Consider the following 16155-nt stretch of genomic DNA (forward strand, 5'->3'; position numbering starts at 1 on the left):
GCAAACTTGGTGCCGGCGGCGGCCGGCAGGAAAACTCAAGAAGCCAGTGGCGATACTTGCCAAAGCCCGTTCTGCTGAATCAATTGCCGGTCGCAGTCCGCTTCACGGGCGGCGGCCAAAGGTTGCCCAGGCAATGCCTGAACGACACGCTGACCCTCACTGCGCAACTGGCAAACCTGCTGCCAGAGTGCTGCATCCGTACTGTCAGGCATCCAGATACCGCCAGACGGTAGCTCGATCTCAGCACGCCCCAGGGTCACCAGGGTTTTCAAATCGGTGGAGAAGCCTGTCGCCGGACGGGCGCGACCGAAGTCGGCACCGATGTCGTCGTAACGACCGCCCTGAGCGATGGACTGGCCAACACCCGGCACGAACACGGCGAACACCACACCAGTGTGGTAGTGGTAGCCGCGCAATTCGCCCAGGTCGAAGTACAGCGGTAACTCCGGGAAACGCGTGGACAGACGCTCGGCAATCGCCAGCAAATCGTCCAGGGCCGCCAGAACAGGCGCCGGCGCATTGGCCAGACGCTCGCGGGCAGCGCTCAACACTTCACGACCGCCACACAGGTCGACCAGCGCTCGCAGCATGCCCGACAGATCGGCAGGCAGGCCTTCGGTCAAGGTAATGACCTCGTCGATGGCTTTACGTTGCAATGCATCGAACAACTGTTGCTCGACTTCGCCGGACAAACCGGCGGCGCGGGCCAGGCCGCGGTAGATGCCGACATGCCCGAGGTCCATGTGCACATCCGGCACATCGGCCAGTTGCAGCATGGCCAGCATCAGGCTGATGACTTCCACGTCGCTGCTCGGGCTGGCATCGCCGTACAACTCGGCGCCCAGTTGAATCGGGCTGCGCGAGGACGACAACGCACGTGGCTGAGCATGCAGCACGCTACCGGCATAGCACAGACGGCTCGGGCCTTCTCGACGCAGGGTGTGCGCATCGATGCGCGCCACTTGCGGCGTGATGTCGGCACGGAAACCCATCTGCCGGCCCGACTGCGGGTCGATGACCTTGAAGGTGCGCAGATCGAGGTCCTGGCCTGCGCCGGTCAGCAGGGATTCCAGGTACTCGATATGGGGAGTCACGACAAACTCGTAACCCCAGCTCTGGAACAGATCCAACACCTGGCGACGCGCAACTTCAATGCGCGCAGCCTCCGGTGGCAGTACTTCTTCGATGCCATCTGGCAGCAGCCAGCGGTCTACCGTTGCCATTACGCCATTCCCCTATGATCCGGGCAGCAAGCCTTTGGGCGAGCCTTGAGTGAAGCAGAAAATGATCGGCTCATGTGCATAAACCCCGCGCATGAACAACGTGGCGAAAAGCCTGAAACCGGCTTCGCCAACCACTTTCCTCGAAAAACCTGTCGAGTCATTCAACTCGGGCGCCTGCATAAAAACAGCAATCAAACGTGCAGACGCAAAAAAGCCGGGAATTTCCCGGCTGCCGCATCATACACACGTTTTCCCAAAGGATCACCCCGCCCGAGGCTTTAGCCGCCAGGCGGGGGATGATTCAGGTCAACGTCGTATCAAGGCTTGGCTTTTTCCAGGTAACGGAAGAAGTCACTGCTCGGGTCCAGGACCATGACGTCGGATTTGTTCGCGAAGCTTTCACGGTAGGCACGCAGGCTACGGTAGAACGCGTAGAACTCCTGATCCTGGCCGTATGCCTTAGAGTAGATCGCAGCAGCCTGGGCATCACCATCACCGCGCACCTCTTCGGATTCACGATAGGCTTCAGCCAGCAGCACGCGGCGTTGACGGTCGGCGTCGGCACGGATGCCTTCGGCCAGCTCGTTACCCTTGGCGCGGTGCTCGCGAGCTTCACGCTCACGCTCGGTGCTCATACGCTCGAACACGCTGCGGTTCACTTCCTTCGGCAGGTCGATGGCTTTGACCCGGACATCGACAACTTCAATGCCCAGCTCTTTTTCCGCCATCTTGTTCAGCGAAGCGGTGATGTCTGCCATCAGCGCATCACGTTCACCGGATACCACTTCGTGCAGGGTGCGTTTACCGAACTGGTCACGCAGGCCCGACTCCAGACGACGGGACAGGCGCTCGTCGGCAATCTGCTTGAGGCCGGAAGTCGCGGTGTAGAAGCGCTCGGCATCTTTCACGCGCCACTTGGCGTAGGCATCGACCATCACGGCTTTCTTTTCCAGCGTCAGGAAGCGCTGTGTCGGTGCATCCAGCGTCATCAGACGCGCATCGAATATGCGCACCTTGTTAACGTAAGGCACTTTCACATGCAGGCCCGGCTGAACATCGGCCTGGACCACGCGACCGAACTGCAGCAACACCGCGCGCTCGGTCTGAGCCACGATGTAGAAGCAGTTCCAGGCAACGATCGCCACGACGACGCCGACAATAAGGGCGATCAGCGATTTATTGCTCATCAGCGACTCTCCCTGGTACGTGCCTGCTGTTGCTGCAGATCAGCTGCCGCACGCACATTCACTTCATTGCTGCTGGCTGCTGCGCCGGTCACCGGAGTGCTGGTGCGGCGACCATCCTCGACCATCTTGTCCAGCGGCAGATACAGCAGATTGCTCTGGCCATTCTTGTTGCCGGTCACGAGAACCTTGCTGGTGTTGCTGAAGATTTCCTGCATGGTGTCCAGGTACAGACGCTGACGGGTAACTTCAGGCGCCTTGCGGTATTCGGCCACCAGCTTAGTGAAGCGGTCAGCCTCACCTTTGGCGCGGGAGACGGTCTCGTCGCGGTAACCGTTGGCATCCTCGAGGATGCGCTGGGCCTGACCACGGGCTTCCGGCACGACGCCGTTGGCGTAGGTTTCAGCCTGGTTACGCGAACGCTGCTCGTCTTCACGGGCGCGGATCACGTCATCGAAGGCTTCCTGGACTTCACGCGGTGCAGCAGCGCTCTGTACGTTGACCTGAGTGACGGTGATACCGGTGCGGTAGGTATCGAGGAAACGTTGCAGACGCTCCTTGATTTCGCTGGCCATCAATTCACGACCTTCGGTCAGCACCTGGTCCATGGCGGTAGAACCCACCACGTGGCGCAAGGCACTGTCGGTCGCATGCTGCAGACTGATTTCCGGCTGATCGACGTTCAGCACGAAGTCCTGCAGGTTGCTGATCTTGTACTGCACGGTCAGCGGCACTTCGACGATGTTTTCGTCTTCAGTCAGCATTTGACCCTGCTTGGTATAGGCACGCTCACGCGTGACGTTTTCCAGGTACTTGCGATCGATCGGCGGGAAATAGATGTTCAGGCCCGGGCCGACGGTTTCATAATATTTGCCGAAGCGCAGCACCACGGCCTGCTCCTGCTCGTCGACCACGTAGACAGCGCTGTACAGCCACACGGCCGCCAGCACGGTCAGACCGATGCCGAGCAGGCCGCCAAAGCCGCCACTCTTGCCCGGACCACCGCCCTCGTCACCGCGTTTCTTGCCACCACCGAACAACCCGTTCAGGCTTTCCTGCAGCTTTCGGAAGGCCTCGTCGAGATCCGGTGGTCCCTTGCGGTCGCCGTTATTGCGGCGCTTGCCACCCCAAGGATCCTGATTATTCGAGTTGCCACCCGGCTCATTCCAAGCCATAGCGCTCTCCATCTGATAAAGCAAAGACGCACCCACGGCGCGCCGACCAATGCTACAGAATGCCTGTCACCGCGGCACAACCGCTTTCTCAGGCTTTTATTGCAAAGTGTGTTGCTCGATGAATTCCATCGGTTGCAGACCTTCGCGGCTCACGAGTCGATTCAATTCGATCCGTGGCAAGCGAACGGCCAGCAGACTGATGCCTTCTTCGTCGTGTTCTTCTTTTTGCACCGCACCGAGTTCGAAAAACTGCGCACGCAGTCGAGCAAAACGTTGCGGCAAGCGCAAGGTGCCAACAAACAAATCGCTGCCCAACAGTTCCGCCACTGCCTGCTTGAGCAAGTCCAGGCCGGTACCGTCCTTGGCCGACAACCAGACCCGCTGCGGCTTGCCATCGGCATCGCGCTGGATCTGCGGCTCAACCCCCTCGAGCAAATCGAGTTTGTTGTATACCTCAAGGATCGGCAAGTCTTGTGCCCCGATCTCCCCGAGCACCACCATGACCTGTTCGATCTGGGCCATACGATCAGGCTCGTGCGCATCGATCACGTGCAGCAGCAGGTCGGAGTTGCTCGACTCTTCGAGCGTAGCTCGAAATGCTTCGACCAGTTTGTGCGGCAGGTGACGAATGAAGCCCACGGTGTCGGCCAACACGATCGGCCCGAGATCCTCGAGTTCGAGTCGGCGCAAGGTCGGGTCGAGGGTCGCGAATAGCTGGTTGGCGGCAAAGACGTCGGAATCGGTGACCGAGTTGAACAGCGTCGATTTGCCGGCGTTGGTATAACCCACCAGTGAAACCGTCGGAATGTCAGCACGCTTGCGCCCGCGACGAGACTGCTCGCGCTGGCTGCGGACCTTTTCCAGGCGCCCCTTGATCTGACGCAGACGAATCCGCAACAGGCGCCGGTCGGTTTCCAGCTGGGTTTCACCCGGCCCACGCAGACCGATACCACCCTTCTGCCGCTCAAGGTGAGTCCAGCCGCGAACCAGTCGCGTACTCATGTACTCAAGCTGGGCCAGTTCGACCTGGAGCTTGCCTTCATGGGTGCGAGCGCGTTGCGCGAAAATATCGAGAATCAGACCCGTGCGATCGATCACGCGACACTCGAAAATACGTTCGAGGTTACGTTCCTGACTGGGCGTGAGGATGTGATTGAAAATCACCAGATCGACCTGTTCGGCTTTGACCAGGTCGCGTAACTCTTCGACCTTGCCGCTGCTGATCAGGGTTTTGGCGGTTGGCCGATGACGCGGCACGTTAAAAAACGCGACGGTCTCGGCACCAGCCGAAATTGCCAACTCCTGAAACTCCTGCGGATCTTCGCGCGCCTCAGGGTCCTGACCATCCAAGTGAACGAGAATTGCCCGCTCACCACCACCGTGGCGCTCAAAGAACAAAGGAGACTCCTATCAGGCGTTACCTGGCTCAGCGTCGCCTGCTTCGGATTCGGTTGCGCTAGGCAGACGAATTGGACGAACTGGCACCACTGTAGAGATAGCGTGTTTGTAAACCATCTGGCTGACGGTGTTTTTCAGCAGGATAACGAACTGGTCGAAAGACTCGATCGTGCCTTGCAGTTTGATCCCGTTGACCAGGTAGATGGAAACCCCCACTTTCTCTTTACGTAAAGTATTCAAGTAAGGGTCTTGTAGCGAATGCCCTTTTGACATGTGCCGCACTCCTTTAAGGATTCAATATAAAAAATAGGTAAACAGATGGCTTGGGGCCGTCACACCCCCAAGGATAGACGGCAATTGCAAGGACTCAGCTCAATATGGAGATGGTCCCGAGGTATTTCAAGGCGCGCGGCAGATTGTCGCAATCGAGGCTGTCCAACCAGTGTAAATCAGCCCAACTGCGCAGCCAGGTGAACTGGCGCTTCGCCAATTGGCGCGTGGCAATGATTCCACGCTCCTGCATCTCGGCTTGCGTCAGCTTGCCATCCAGGTAATCCCAGACTTGTCGATAACCTACAGCACGTATAGACGGCAACCCGGAATGCAAGTCACCTCTATCTCGCAGGGCTACGACCTCGTCGACGAATCCCTGTTCCAACATATTTGTGAATCTTTGTTTAATGCGCTCGTGCAGTACCTGGCGATTTGCCGGAGCGATGGCCAAGTTCGCGACAGTATAGGGCAATTGTTGCAGTCCCGAAGCGGCTGCTTCAGTACTTTGCGCAGATTGTCGCAAGCGTAGCTCAGTCATGCTCTGACCGCTGACACGATAAACTTCCAGTGCACGACTAAGGCGCTGCGGATCGTTCGGGTGAATTCGCGCCGCGGATTGCGGATCAATCACCGCCAATTGATCGTGCAGGGCTTGCCAGCCAAGGCGTGCAGCCTCCTCTTCGATTTGCGCACGAACGTCCGCATCGGCCGCCGGCATGTCAGCCAGACCTTCGAGCAAAGCCTTGTAATAGAGCATTGTGCCGCCCACCAGCAGCGGAATATTGCCCCGCGCGGTGATCTCGCTCATGGCTTGCAACGCATCGCGACGGAAATCCGCGGCAGAATAACTCTCGGCTGGGTCGAGAATGTCGATCAGACGATGCGGGAATTCGGCCAGGATCTCTTTGGAGGGTTTGGCGGTGCCGATGTCCATGCCACGATAAACCAGCGCCGAATCGACACTGATCAGCTCGCAGGGCAGGACCTTGGTGAGTTCGATGGCCAGATCGGTCTTGCCGGCGGCCGTCGGCCCCATCAGGAAAATCGCGGGAGGGAACTGGCTCATCAACGACCGCGCAAGAACAGTTTGTCCAGATCGTCCAGGCCCAGTTGGGTCCAGGTCGGTCGGCCATGGTTGCATTGACCGCTGCGCTCGGTGTTTTCCATGTCCCGCAGCAGGCCGTTCATTTCCGGCAAGGCCAGGCGCCGATTCGCGCGAATCGCGCCGTGGCAGGCCATGGTGCCGAGCAGTTCGTTCAGGTGCGCCTGAATCCGGTCGCTGGTGCCGTATTCCATCAAATCCGCGAGCACATCGCTAACCAGTCGGTTGGCCTCGGCCTGTTTCAGCAACGCGGGGATTTGCCGGATGGCCAGGGTTTCCGGGCCAAGGCGCTGCAATTCAAAACCCAGACGCTGGAACCAGGCGACGTTTTCTTCGGCGCAGTCAGCTTCGCGCTGGCTGACCGCCAAGGATTCCGGCACCAGCAACGGCTGACCGCTCAACCCCTCGCTGGCCATGGCGACTTTCAGGCGTTCGTACATGATCCGCTCATGGGCGGCATGCATGTCTACCAGCACCAGGCCTTGGGCGTTTTCCGAAAGAATGTAGATGCCCTTGAGCTGCGCCAGTGCATAGCCGAGCGGCGGAATGTCATCCTGCCCGGCGGGCAGCGCAACTGCGTTAGCCTCGGGCAACGGCGCGAAAAACTCGCGATAGGCCGCCTGGGCTTCGGCGACGGGCACGCCGGACTGAGGCCGCGGCGTGTATTGATACTGATAACCGGCACCGGCGCCAGAACTCGCCGCGGTATTGAATGACGGCTGGGCCTGGGGCTGCTCCAGCAGTGCATTGGCCGCCAGACGCATCTCGCCCTGCGGGCCGAACTCGCCGGCTTCGATACCGGTTGGCCGGACCATGGCTGTCGCGACAGGCGCGGCCAACTGGTCTTCCGGCCGCACATCACCCAAGGCGCGATGCAAAGTGCCGTAAAGGAAGTCGTGAACCATGCGCCCGTCACGGAAACGCACTTCGTGTTTGGTCGGGTGCACGTTGACGTCGACGCCCGCCGGATCGACTTCGAAAAACAGCACGAATGTCGGGTGCCGACCGTTGAACAGCACGTCGCGATAAGCCTGGCGCACCGCGTGTGCTACCAGTTTGTCGCGCACGGCACGGCCATTCACAAAGAAATACTGCAGATCCGCCTGGCTGCGGTTGAAGGTCGGCAACCCGACCCAACCCCACAAATGCAGGCCATTGCGTTCGATTTCGATCGGCAGCGCCTGCTCCAGAAAGCCCGCCCCACAGATCGCCGCCACACGCCGGGCGCGGGCCGCGTCATCATGGGCTTCGTGCAGACTGAGGATGGTTTTGCCGTTGTGACGCAGATGGAACGCCACATCGAACCGCGCCAGCGCCAGACGCTTGATCACTTCTTGCAGGTGATCGAATTCGGTTTTTTCGGTCTTGAGAAACTTGCGGCGCGCCGGGGTATTGAAGAACAAATCGCGCACTTCCACCGAAGTGCCCACCGGATGAGCCGCTGGTTGCACGCGAGCCGCCATGTCCCGGCCTTCGGTTTCCACCTGCCAGGCTTGATCGGCGTCGCGAGTGCGGGAAGTCAGAGTCAGACGCGCCACGGAACTGATGGAGGCCAGCGCCTCACCACGAAACCCCAGGCTCATGACCTGTTCGAGGTCTTCCAGGTTGCGAATCTTGCTGGTGGCGTGACGGGCCAGGGCCAAAGGCAGGTCATCGGCGGAAATGCCGCTGCCATCGTCGCGCACCCGCAGCAGCTTGACACCGCCCTGCTCCACATCGACATCGATGCGTTTGGCGCCGGAGTCGAGGCTGTTTTCCAGCAACTCCTTGATCACCGAGGCCGGGCGCTCAACCACTTCACCAGCAGCAATCTGGTTCGCCAGCCGCGGGCTGAGTAGCTCGATACGCGCCGTGTTGGTCAGCACCTGGTTCATTCTTTGGCCGCCAGTTCAGTACCTGGAATGGTCAACGTCTGACCAATCTTCAGTTCGTCACTTTGCAAGTTGTTGGCACTGCGCAAGGTGGCCGCAGACACCTGATAACGCACAGCGATCATCGCCAGGGTTTCGCCGGGGCTCACGCGATGGTCTCGCGGGCCTTGGGCGATCTTGCCGGAATCGCGCAGCCAGGCAATGTAGGTGCCCGGCGGCGGGTTTTGCTGGAAGAATTGCCGCACGCCGCTGCTGATGGAGCGCGCCAGCGCCTGCTGGTGGCTCGATGCCGCGAGTTTCGAGGCTTCGTTGGCGTTGGAGATGAACCCGGTTTCCACCAGGATCGACGGGATGTCCGGCGACTTCAACACCATGAACCCGGCTTGTTCGACACGTTGTTTGTGCAGCGGCGTGACGCGACCGATGTTGCTCAAGACTTTCTGGCCAACGTTCAGGCTGGAAGTCAGGGAAGCGGTCATCGACAGGTCGAGCAGCACGCCGGCGAGCATCCGGTCCTTGTCGTCGAGGCTGACGTTGCCGGCACCGCCGATCAAGTCGGAACGGTTTTCGCTGTCGGCCAGCCAACGGGCGGTCTCCGACGTAGCGCCGCGGTCAGACAGGGCAAACACCGAGGCACCGAACGCAGCGGCTGACGGCGCGGCGTCGGCGTGGATCGAAACGAACAGGTCGGCGCCCTTCTTGCGGGCGATTTCGGTACGGCCGCGCAACGGAATGAAGTAGTCGCCGGTACGGGTCAGTTCGGCGCGGAAACCTTTCATGCCATTGACCTGACGCTGCAACTCACGGGCGATGGCCAGCACCACGTCTTTTTCACGCTGACCGCGAGAGCCCGAGGCGCCCGGGTCTTCACCGCCGTGACCGGCATCGATCACCACGATAATGTCGCGCTTGCCAGCCGGTGCAGGTGGCAGCTTGATCGAAGGCTCGGACGGCGTGACGGGTACGGCGGGTACCGTGGCCACAGACGGTGTTGGCGCAGGCGGTGGCGCGGCGTCGGCCGCGTTGTCGAACAGGTCGACTACCAGGCGATTGCCGTACTGGGCGTTCGGCGCCAAGGTGAAGCTTTTCGGCGTGACCGCTTTTTTCAGGTCGATGACCACCCGCAAATCGGTCGGCGTACGCTGAGCCGAACGCATTGCCGTGATCGGCGTGTTGGCCGTGGAGACGTTCAGTGGCGAGCCGAGCGTCGCGCCATTGATGTCGATTACCAGCCGATCCGGTGCGGTCAGGGTAAAGACGCTGTGCTGGACAGGCCCCGTCAGGTCGAACACCAGTCGAGTGTTATCCGGCGCCCGCCAAAGGCGAACACTGTTGACCTTCGTCTCGGCCACAGCGTCGACGGTCACCGCCAAAAACAACACCCCTACGGCAGCAACCAACGCGCGAAAGCGCATACCTAACCCCATCATTTATTTGGATTCCAATGCCAAAACGGCACACCACGACTCGCCACGCGAGCCTTGGGGCAAAATTCTCAGCGAACGCCCGCTGTCTTGCGGGCTAATGGTAATGGTCAGGTCGGGCTTTGGCAAAAAGCCTGCACCCTTCTGGGGCCATTCAATAAGACACAATGCGTCGTCATCGAAATAGTCGCGGATGCCGAGGTACTCCAGCTCCTCGGGGTCGACCAATCGATATAAGTCGAAATGGAAGGCGCGGACGGCGCCGATCTCGTAAGGCTCGACCAGGGTAAAGGTCGGACTTTTTACCGCGCCGGTATGCCCCAGGCCACGGATGATGCCCCGGGACAGCGTGGTTTTCCCCGCACCCAAATCCCCTTCAAGAAAGATCAGACCGTGCCCTCCGGTGGTTTTGGCGATACGTGCGCCAAAATCGCTCATGGCCTGTTCATCGGCCAGGTACAGGGTTACTTCAGACACGGTGCTTGCTCCTCCAACAACTGACGAATGGCTGGAATCAGATCACTGGCCGCCAGCCCGCGGCCGAATTTACCTTGTTGCTCACCGGCATTGGCGTGCAGCCAGACCGCCAGGCAGGCCGCGTCATACGCGTCCAGGCCCTGAGCGAGCAAGGCGCCGACCAGACCGGCCAGCACATCACCCAGCCCGGCCGACGCCATGGCCGGATGGCCCTGATGACACAGCGCCAGACGCCCATCGGGGCTGGCAATCAGACTGCCAGCGCCCTTGAGCACTACCACCGCTGTATATTTTTTGCTCAACGCATGGGCGGCAGCCGGACGGTCTGCCTGTACGGCAGCTGTCGATATCCCCAGCAATCGCGCCGCTTCGCCCGGATGCGGCGTGATGACACTACCTGCGGGCAAGCTCACGCCACCTTCGGCCAACAGGTTCAACGCATCGGCATCCCAGACTTGTGGCTGCGACGCGTTGGCCGCGGCCGACAACAGGCTGCGCCCCCAGGCGGCCTGCCCCAGCCCCGGGCCGACGACCAGCACCGTGGCCTTCTCCAGCAGGCCCATCAATTGATTGGCCGACGACGTGCCGAGCACCATGACTTCCGGCAAACGCGCCAGGGCGGCCGGAACGTGCTCACTGCGCGTGGCCACGGACACCATGCCGGCACCGCTGCGCAGGGCACTTTGTGCACTGAGCAGGATGGCGCCGCCAAAACCGCGATCACCGCCGATCAGCAATACGTGGCCGAACTTGCCTTTGTGGGCGGTTGGAGCGCGGCCGGTGAGACGCGGCACATTACCGACCGTCAGGCGATGCGCACTGATGTCGGCCCCGATGAATGTCTCGGGGGCGACGTGCAGATCGTTGAATACCAAATCGCCCACCACATCCGCCGCGTCACCGGTGAACAGCCCCACCTTCAAACCGATGAACGTCACCGTCAGGTCCGCTCGAACCGCAATGCCGAGCTGGCGACCTGTATCGGCGCACAGCCCCGAGGGGATATCCACCGCCGCAACCGGGAGCCCACTGGCATTGATCGCGGCGATGACGCTGGCGAACGGCTCGCGTACTTCACCGGTCAGGCCGGTGCCGAGCAAGGCATCCAGCACAATGCCGCGCAACTCGGAGTGCGGGGTCCAGCCTTGAATGGCCACGCCTTCGGCCACCGCCTCGGCATGGGCCGACGCGGCATCGCCCTGCAAACGCCCGGGGTCGCCGGCGGCCAGCACCCGCACATGCCAGCCGGCACGTCGGGCCAGCACGGCCACCAGATAACCGTCGCCTGCGTTATTGCCGCGACCGGCTACCACACTCAATTCGTGCGCCGCCGGCCAATGGCGGACCAACGCACGCCAGGTCGCCCGTGCCGCACGCTGCATCAATTCGAAGCCCGGTGTACCGGCCGCGATCACGCTCGCATCGAGCCCTCGGACTTGCGCGGCGCTATACAGCGCGTCGGGTAATTCATCTTTAGTGTGCGGCATGCGTCTTCAGGCTCCGATGTCTGGCAGAATTATACGCATCTCAGCTCCGGTTTCTCTCGCCTCATGCCCGCTATTACTACAGACCTGCCCGCCCTCGCCCAATCCATCAAGGACTGGGGCCGCGAGCTGGGCTTTCAACAAGTCGGCATCAGCGGCCTCGACCTGGCCGAGCATGAGCAGCACCTGGAGCGCTGGCTCGCCGCTGGCTACCACGGCGAAATGGATTACATGGGCGCCCATGGCAGCAAACGCTCGCACCCGGAAGAACTTGTACCGGGCACCCTGCGCGTGGTTTCGCTGCGCATGGACTACCTGCCGGGCGACACGCACATGGCGCAACGGCTGGCCCAACCGGAAAAAGCCTACGTCTCGCGTTATGCCTTGGGCCGCGATTACCACAAATTAATTCGTAAACGCGTGCAACAACTGGCGGAAAAAATCCAGGCAGTGGTTGGCCCGTTCGGCTACCGCGCCTTTGTCGACAGCGCCCCGGTGCTGGAAAAGGCCATCGCCGAACAGGCTGGCCTGGGCTGGATCGGCAAAAACACGCTGGTCTTGAATCGCAAGGCCGGCAGTTACTTCTTCCTCAGCGAACTGTTCGTCGACCTGCCGCTGCCGGTGGACCCGCCCCACGCCACCGAGCACTGCGGTCGCTGCACGGCCTGCCTGGACATTTGCCCGACCAACGCCTTCGTCGGCCCCTACGTGCTGGACGCCCGTCGCTGCATTTCGTACCTGACCATCGAACTGAAAAGCGCGATTCCTGAAGATTTACGACCGCTGATCGGCAATCGGGTGTTCGGCTGCGATGACTGCCAGATCGTCTGCCCGTGGAACCGCTTCGCCCGGCCTTCCGGGGAAAGCGATTTCAAACCCCGGCACAACCTGGACAACGCCGAACTGGCCGAACTGTTCATGTGGGACGAAGAAAAATTCCTCAGCAGCACCGAAGGTTCACCGTTGCGTCGGGCCGGTTACGAGCGTTGGTTGCGCAATCTGGCGGTCGGCCTGGGCAATGCACCGTCGAGCATTCCGGTGCTGGAAGCGTTGAAGGCACGGCGGGACTATCCGTCGGAACTGGTGCGCGAGCATGTCGAATGGGCGCTAAAACAACACGGGCTTATGTAGTAGCTGCCGAAGACTGCGTTCGGCGCGACTGCGAAGCGAGCCCTTCGGCCTCGAACGCAGCCTTCGGCAGCTGCTACAGGGACTGCGTGTAAATCAGGCTTCGTCGTTATAAACGAACTTGGGCATTTCCCAGTGGAAACGGATCGCCAGCAAGCGCAGCAGGAAGCCGCCGAATAGTGTGATCAGGATCGCCTGTTCACCCGGCAATTGCAGATAGACACAGAATAAATAGCACCACGCCGCGGCAAACGAGACGCTGGCGTAGAGTTCGCGGCGGAAGATCAGCGGGATGTCGTTGCAGAAGATGTCCCGCAGAATGCCACCGAATACCCCGGTGATCACGCCGCTGACCGAGGCCACCAGCATGCCGTGGCCCATTTCCAGGGCGATCATGCAGCCGATCAGGGTAAACGCCACCAGGCCCACGGCGTCGAGCACCAGAAACAGCGAGCGCAGATGGCGCATCCAGCGCGCCGCGAAGACGGTGAACATCGCTGCGATCGACGTCAGCACCAGGTATTCCGGGTGTTTGACCCAGGTCAGCGGGTAATGGCCAAGCAACACGTCGCGCACCGAACCGCCGCCCAACGCCGTGACGCATGCAATCAATACCACGCCAAACCAGTCCATGCCGCGACGGCCCGCAGACAGGGCGCCAGTCATGGCTTCGGCAGTAATGGCGATCAGGTAGAGCATCAGCAACATGGTGGCGGTCCTTACGAGAAGGCGCGCAGTCTACTCAGATCGTCAGGGCACCAAAAGGGGGCAAAGGAACCTGTGACGAGGGAGCTTGCTCTCGCTGGGCCGCAGAGCAGCCCCATCTGCTGACAGAGCAACTCTTCAAATAGACCGCGTCGGCTGACTTTACGACTGCTACGCAGCCGAACGGGACGGTGCGGCGTTCCGACAAGCTCCCTCGCCACAAAAACCTCCCTATACCCAATCAGAACTTGATGAAGTTCTTACGGTAGTGCTGCAGCTCGGCGATCGATTCGCGGATGTCGTCCAGGGCCAAGTGAGTGCTGCCCTTTTTGAAGCTGTCGCGCACATCCGGCGCCCAGCGTGCGGCCAACTCTTTGAGGGTCGACACGTCGAGGTTGCGGTAGTGGAAGTAGCTTTCCAGCGACTTCATATGGGTATAAAGGAAGCGACGGTCCTGGCAGATGCTGTTGCCACAGATCGGCGACTTGCCCTTCGGCACCCATTTCTCCAGGAAGGCGATGGTCTCGGCTTCCGCTTCGGCCATGCTGATGCGGCTGTCGCGAACCCGTTGGGTCAGTCCGGAGCCGCCGTGTTGACGGGTATTCCACTCGTCCATGCCGGCGAGGATCTCGTCGCTGTGATGGATGGCGATCACCGGACCTTCAGCCAAGGTGTTCAAATTACTGTCGGTGACGATGGTGGCCATCTCGATGATGACGTCGGTATCAGGGTTCAGCCCGGTCATTTCCAGGTCGATCCAGATCAGGTTCTGCGGGTTCTGCATATGTCGGCTCCTCGGCGTAGGTTCGCAGTTTAGCCTAGGGAGGCGGCCGGGCGTGCTAAACTCGCGGCCGTTTTACCTAATCGCTGCATTCTCGATACGGAACACCCATGGCCAAACGCCAACTCAATCGTCGTCAAAACTGGCGCATCGAAAAGATTCAGGGCGAGCGCGCTGCCCGCGCCGCCAAACGCGAGTCCTCGGCTGTCGAGGCACTTGAGGGTGGCGACCTGGGTCCGGAACAGACGGGCCTGGTGATCGCGCACTTCGGTGTGCAGGTCGAAGTCGAGGCTCTCGATGGCGAATTGGCCGGCCAGGTATTCCGCTGCCACTTGCGCGCCAACCTGCCGGCGCTGGTGACCGGCGATCAGGTCGTGTGGCGTGCCGGCAACCAGGGCATCGGTGTGATCGTGGCGCAACTGCCGCGCAAAACCGAGCTCTGCCGCCCGGACAGTCGTGGACAGCTCAAGCCGGTGGCGGCCAACGTCGACATGATCGTCATCGTCTTCGCCCCGCTGCCCGAGCCTCACGCCAACCTGATCGACCGTTATCTGGTCGCCGCCGAACACGCGGGTATCCGTCCGTTGCTGCTGCTGAACAAATTCGACCTGATCGACGAGCAGAACGCCCCGGCGCTGAATGCCTTGCTGGCGGTTTACCGCACGCTGGGTTACCCGGTGCTGGAGGTGTCGGCGCACCACGGCAACGGCATGGAGCAACTTCAAAAACTGTTGGATGGGCGCATCAGTGTGTTCGTCGGCCAGTCCGGCGTCGGCAAGTCGTCGCTGGTCAACAGCTTGCTGCCGGAAGTCGAAACCCGCGTCGGCCCGCTGTCCGAGCTGTCGGGCCAGGGCACCCACACCACCACCACCGCGCGGCTGTTCCACTTCCCCGGCGGCGGTGAGTTGATCGACTCCCCGGGCATTCGGGAATTCGGCCTGGGCCATGTCAGCCGCGCCGACGTCGAAGCCGGCTTCATCGAGTTCAACGACCTGCTCGGCACCTGCCGCTTCCGCGACTGCAAACACGACCGCGAACCGGGTTGCGCCCTGCTCAAGGCGCTGGAAGATGGCCGCGTGCAGCAGCAGCGGATGAACAGCTACCGCTCGATCATCGCCAGCTTGCCTGAAAACAGCTATTAAACAGATGCGCCAGCCGCCCAGACATCAATGGGACGGCTGGCTGTTCGCAGCAGCCTACAAAAACCACCCATCGACTTAAACATCAGATATTTCTGTAGGGCATCCGCACGCCTGTTTGAAGGGCACTTCTCTTTCACCGCGAAGCCCTTGTTCCAGCCATTCAACTGCATACATTCAAGCCCTCTTCGCACATTAGCGATACCGAGGGACAGCCATGCCAACCTATCATTTGTTCATCGTTCACTCGTGGAACCGTTCAGGCGCCCATTACCGCGAACTCGCCCTCAAGGGACACGTCTGATGCCTGTATTCATCAGCTACTGTCACGCGGATCGCCCCTACGCGATCGCCATCTGCAGCCGTCTGATACAGGCCAACATCAAGACCTACTTCGACGTGCTGGATCCGGAATCCCAGACCACTGACGACATCACCGGGGTCATCACCCGCTACATCACCGCGAGCACGCATCTGATAGCCGTGGTCTCGGGCAAGACCGTGCCGCCATGGTGGGTACCGTTCGAAGTCGGCGAGGCGACCATCAGCAACAGGCGGATTTGCTCATTCCAGACCGAACCGACGGAACTGCCGCTGTACCTCGATAAATGGCCAAAGCTCAGCACTGACAAGGATCTGGATTTTTTCATTGATGCCTACCGTGAAGAAGTGGCGACCAAGCGTTCAATGACACTCGATTCGATCAGCGAATCCCTTTACGGCACCTACAGACGCAATGCGGAGCTATTCCACGACCAGCTCAAGAGTCGCATCCGACGGGGTTTCTGAGA

15 protein-coding genes are annotated in these 16155 nt (G+C 60.8%); 3 read left to right on the forward strand and 12 right to left on the reverse strand.

From position 1 onward, the window contains the following. Window positions 1-35: 35 nt before the first annotated feature. The 10 genes from JUI81_RS05465 to JUI81_RS05510 all read right to left on the reverse strand — a co-directional run bounded on the left by JUI81_RS05465 (window position 36) and on the right by JUI81_RS05510 (window position 11614). Entirely contained in the window at window positions 36-1223 is a 1188-nt protein-coding gene (locus tag JUI81_RS05465) for an ATP phosphoribosyltransferase regulatory subunit (protein ID WP_007939588.1), read from the reverse strand. A gap of 317 nt (window positions 1224-1540) precedes the next feature. Next, window positions 1541-2410 carry a protease modulator HflC gene (gene hflC, locus JUI81_RS05470; protein WP_007939589.1) on the reverse strand — a complete coding sequence of 290 codons (870 nt, stop codon included), beginning with the start codon at window positions 2408-2410 and terminating at the stop codon, window positions 1541-1543. Further along, window positions 2410-3582, reverse strand: coding sequence for an FtsH protease activity modulator HflK (gene hflK, locus JUI81_RS05475; RefSeq protein ID WP_019582202.1), 1173 nt, complete (start codon window positions 3580-3582; stop codon window positions 2410-2412). Before hflK ends, hflC begins: the two co-directional genes overlap by 1 nt. Window positions 3583-3678: 96 nt before the next feature. Then, on the reverse strand, window positions 3679-4980 hold the full coding sequence (hflX, locus tag JUI81_RS05480; RefSeq protein ID WP_007939591.1) for a ribosome rescue GTPase HflX: 1302 nt from the start codon (window positions 4978-4980) through the stop codon (window positions 3679-3681). 12 nt (window positions 4981-4992) lie between these two features. After that, on the reverse strand, window positions 4993-5253 hold the full coding sequence (hfq, locus tag JUI81_RS05485) for an RNA chaperone Hfq (protein ID WP_007902656.1): 261 nt from the start codon (window positions 5251-5253) through the stop codon (window positions 4993-4995). Window positions 5254-5347: 94 nt separating this feature from the next. After that, the gene (gene miaA, locus JUI81_RS05490) at window positions 5348-6319 is read right to left on the reverse strand and encodes a tRNA (adenosine(37)-N6)-dimethylallyltransferase MiaA (protein WP_019582201.1); all 972 of its coding nucleotides are present in this window, start codon (window positions 6317-6319) and stop codon (window positions 5348-5350) included. Next, window positions 6319-8229: a DNA mismatch repair endonuclease MutL gene (gene mutL, locus JUI81_RS05495; protein WP_019582200.1), complete on the reverse strand. Its 1911-nt coding sequence runs from the start codon at window positions 8227-8229 to the stop codon at window positions 6319-6321. Before mutL ends, miaA begins: the two co-directional genes overlap by 1 nt. Beyond that, complete coding sequence (locus tag JUI81_RS05500) at window positions 8226-9656, reverse strand: N-acetylmuramoyl-L-alanine amidase (protein WP_019582199.1); 1431 nt, start codon at window positions 9654-9656, stop codon at window positions 8226-8228. The genes mutL and JUI81_RS05500 overlap by 4 nt, the downstream gene beginning before the upstream one ends. After that, entirely contained in the window at window positions 9657-10127 is a 471-nt protein-coding gene (gene tsaE, locus JUI81_RS05505) for a tRNA (adenosine(37)-N6)-threonylcarbamoyltransferase complex ATPase subunit type 1 TsaE (protein ID WP_018928505.1), read from the reverse strand. After that, entirely contained in the window at window positions 10115-11614 is a 1500-nt protein-coding gene (locus tag JUI81_RS05510) for an NAD(P)H-hydrate dehydratase (protein WP_204123906.1), read from the reverse strand. Before JUI81_RS05510 ends, tsaE begins: the two co-directional genes overlap by 13 nt. Window positions 11615-11677: 63 nt before the next feature. Between JUI81_RS05510 and queG the strand changes: the two genes are divergently transcribed. Further along, window positions 11678-12742, forward strand: coding sequence for a tRNA epoxyqueuosine(34) reductase QueG (queG, locus tag JUI81_RS05515; RefSeq protein WP_018928507.1), 1065 nt, complete (start codon window positions 11678-11680; stop codon window positions 12740-12742). A gap of 93 nt (window positions 12743-12835) precedes the next feature. On the opposite strand, the gene JUI81_RS05520 is transcribed toward queG, so the two are convergent. Both JUI81_RS05520 and orn read right to left on the reverse strand, forming a co-directional pair. Then, entirely contained in the window at window positions 12836-13447 is a 612-nt protein-coding gene (locus tag JUI81_RS05520; protein ID WP_028940166.1) for a trimeric intracellular cation channel family protein, read from the reverse strand. A 238-nt stretch (window positions 13448-13685) separates the two neighbouring features. After that, window positions 13686-14228, reverse strand: a complete 543-nt coding sequence (gene orn / locus JUI81_RS05525) for an oligoribonuclease (protein WP_019582197.1) — start codon at window positions 14226-14228, stop codon at window positions 13686-13688. 107 nt (window positions 14229-14335) lie between these two features. On the opposite strand from orn, the gene rsgA reads away from it, so the two are divergent. After that, on the forward strand, window positions 14336-15367 hold the full coding sequence (gene rsgA, locus JUI81_RS05530) for a small ribosomal subunit biogenesis GTPase RsgA (protein ID WP_019650697.1): 1032 nt from the start codon (window positions 14336-14338) through the stop codon (window positions 15365-15367). A gap of 300 nt (window positions 15368-15667) precedes the next feature. Further along, the gene (locus JUI81_RS05535) at window positions 15668-16153 is read left to right on the forward strand and encodes a toll/interleukin-1 receptor domain-containing protein (RefSeq protein ID WP_204123907.1); all 486 of its coding nucleotides are present in this window, start codon (window positions 15668-15670) and stop codon (window positions 16151-16153) included. Window positions 16154-16155: the final 2 nt, after the last annotated feature.

It is taken from the genome of Pseudomonas sp. 008 (genome assembly GCF_016861935.1).
Classification (GTDB): Bacteria; Pseudomonadota; Gammaproteobacteria; order Pseudomonadales; family Pseudomonadaceae; genus Aquipseudomonas.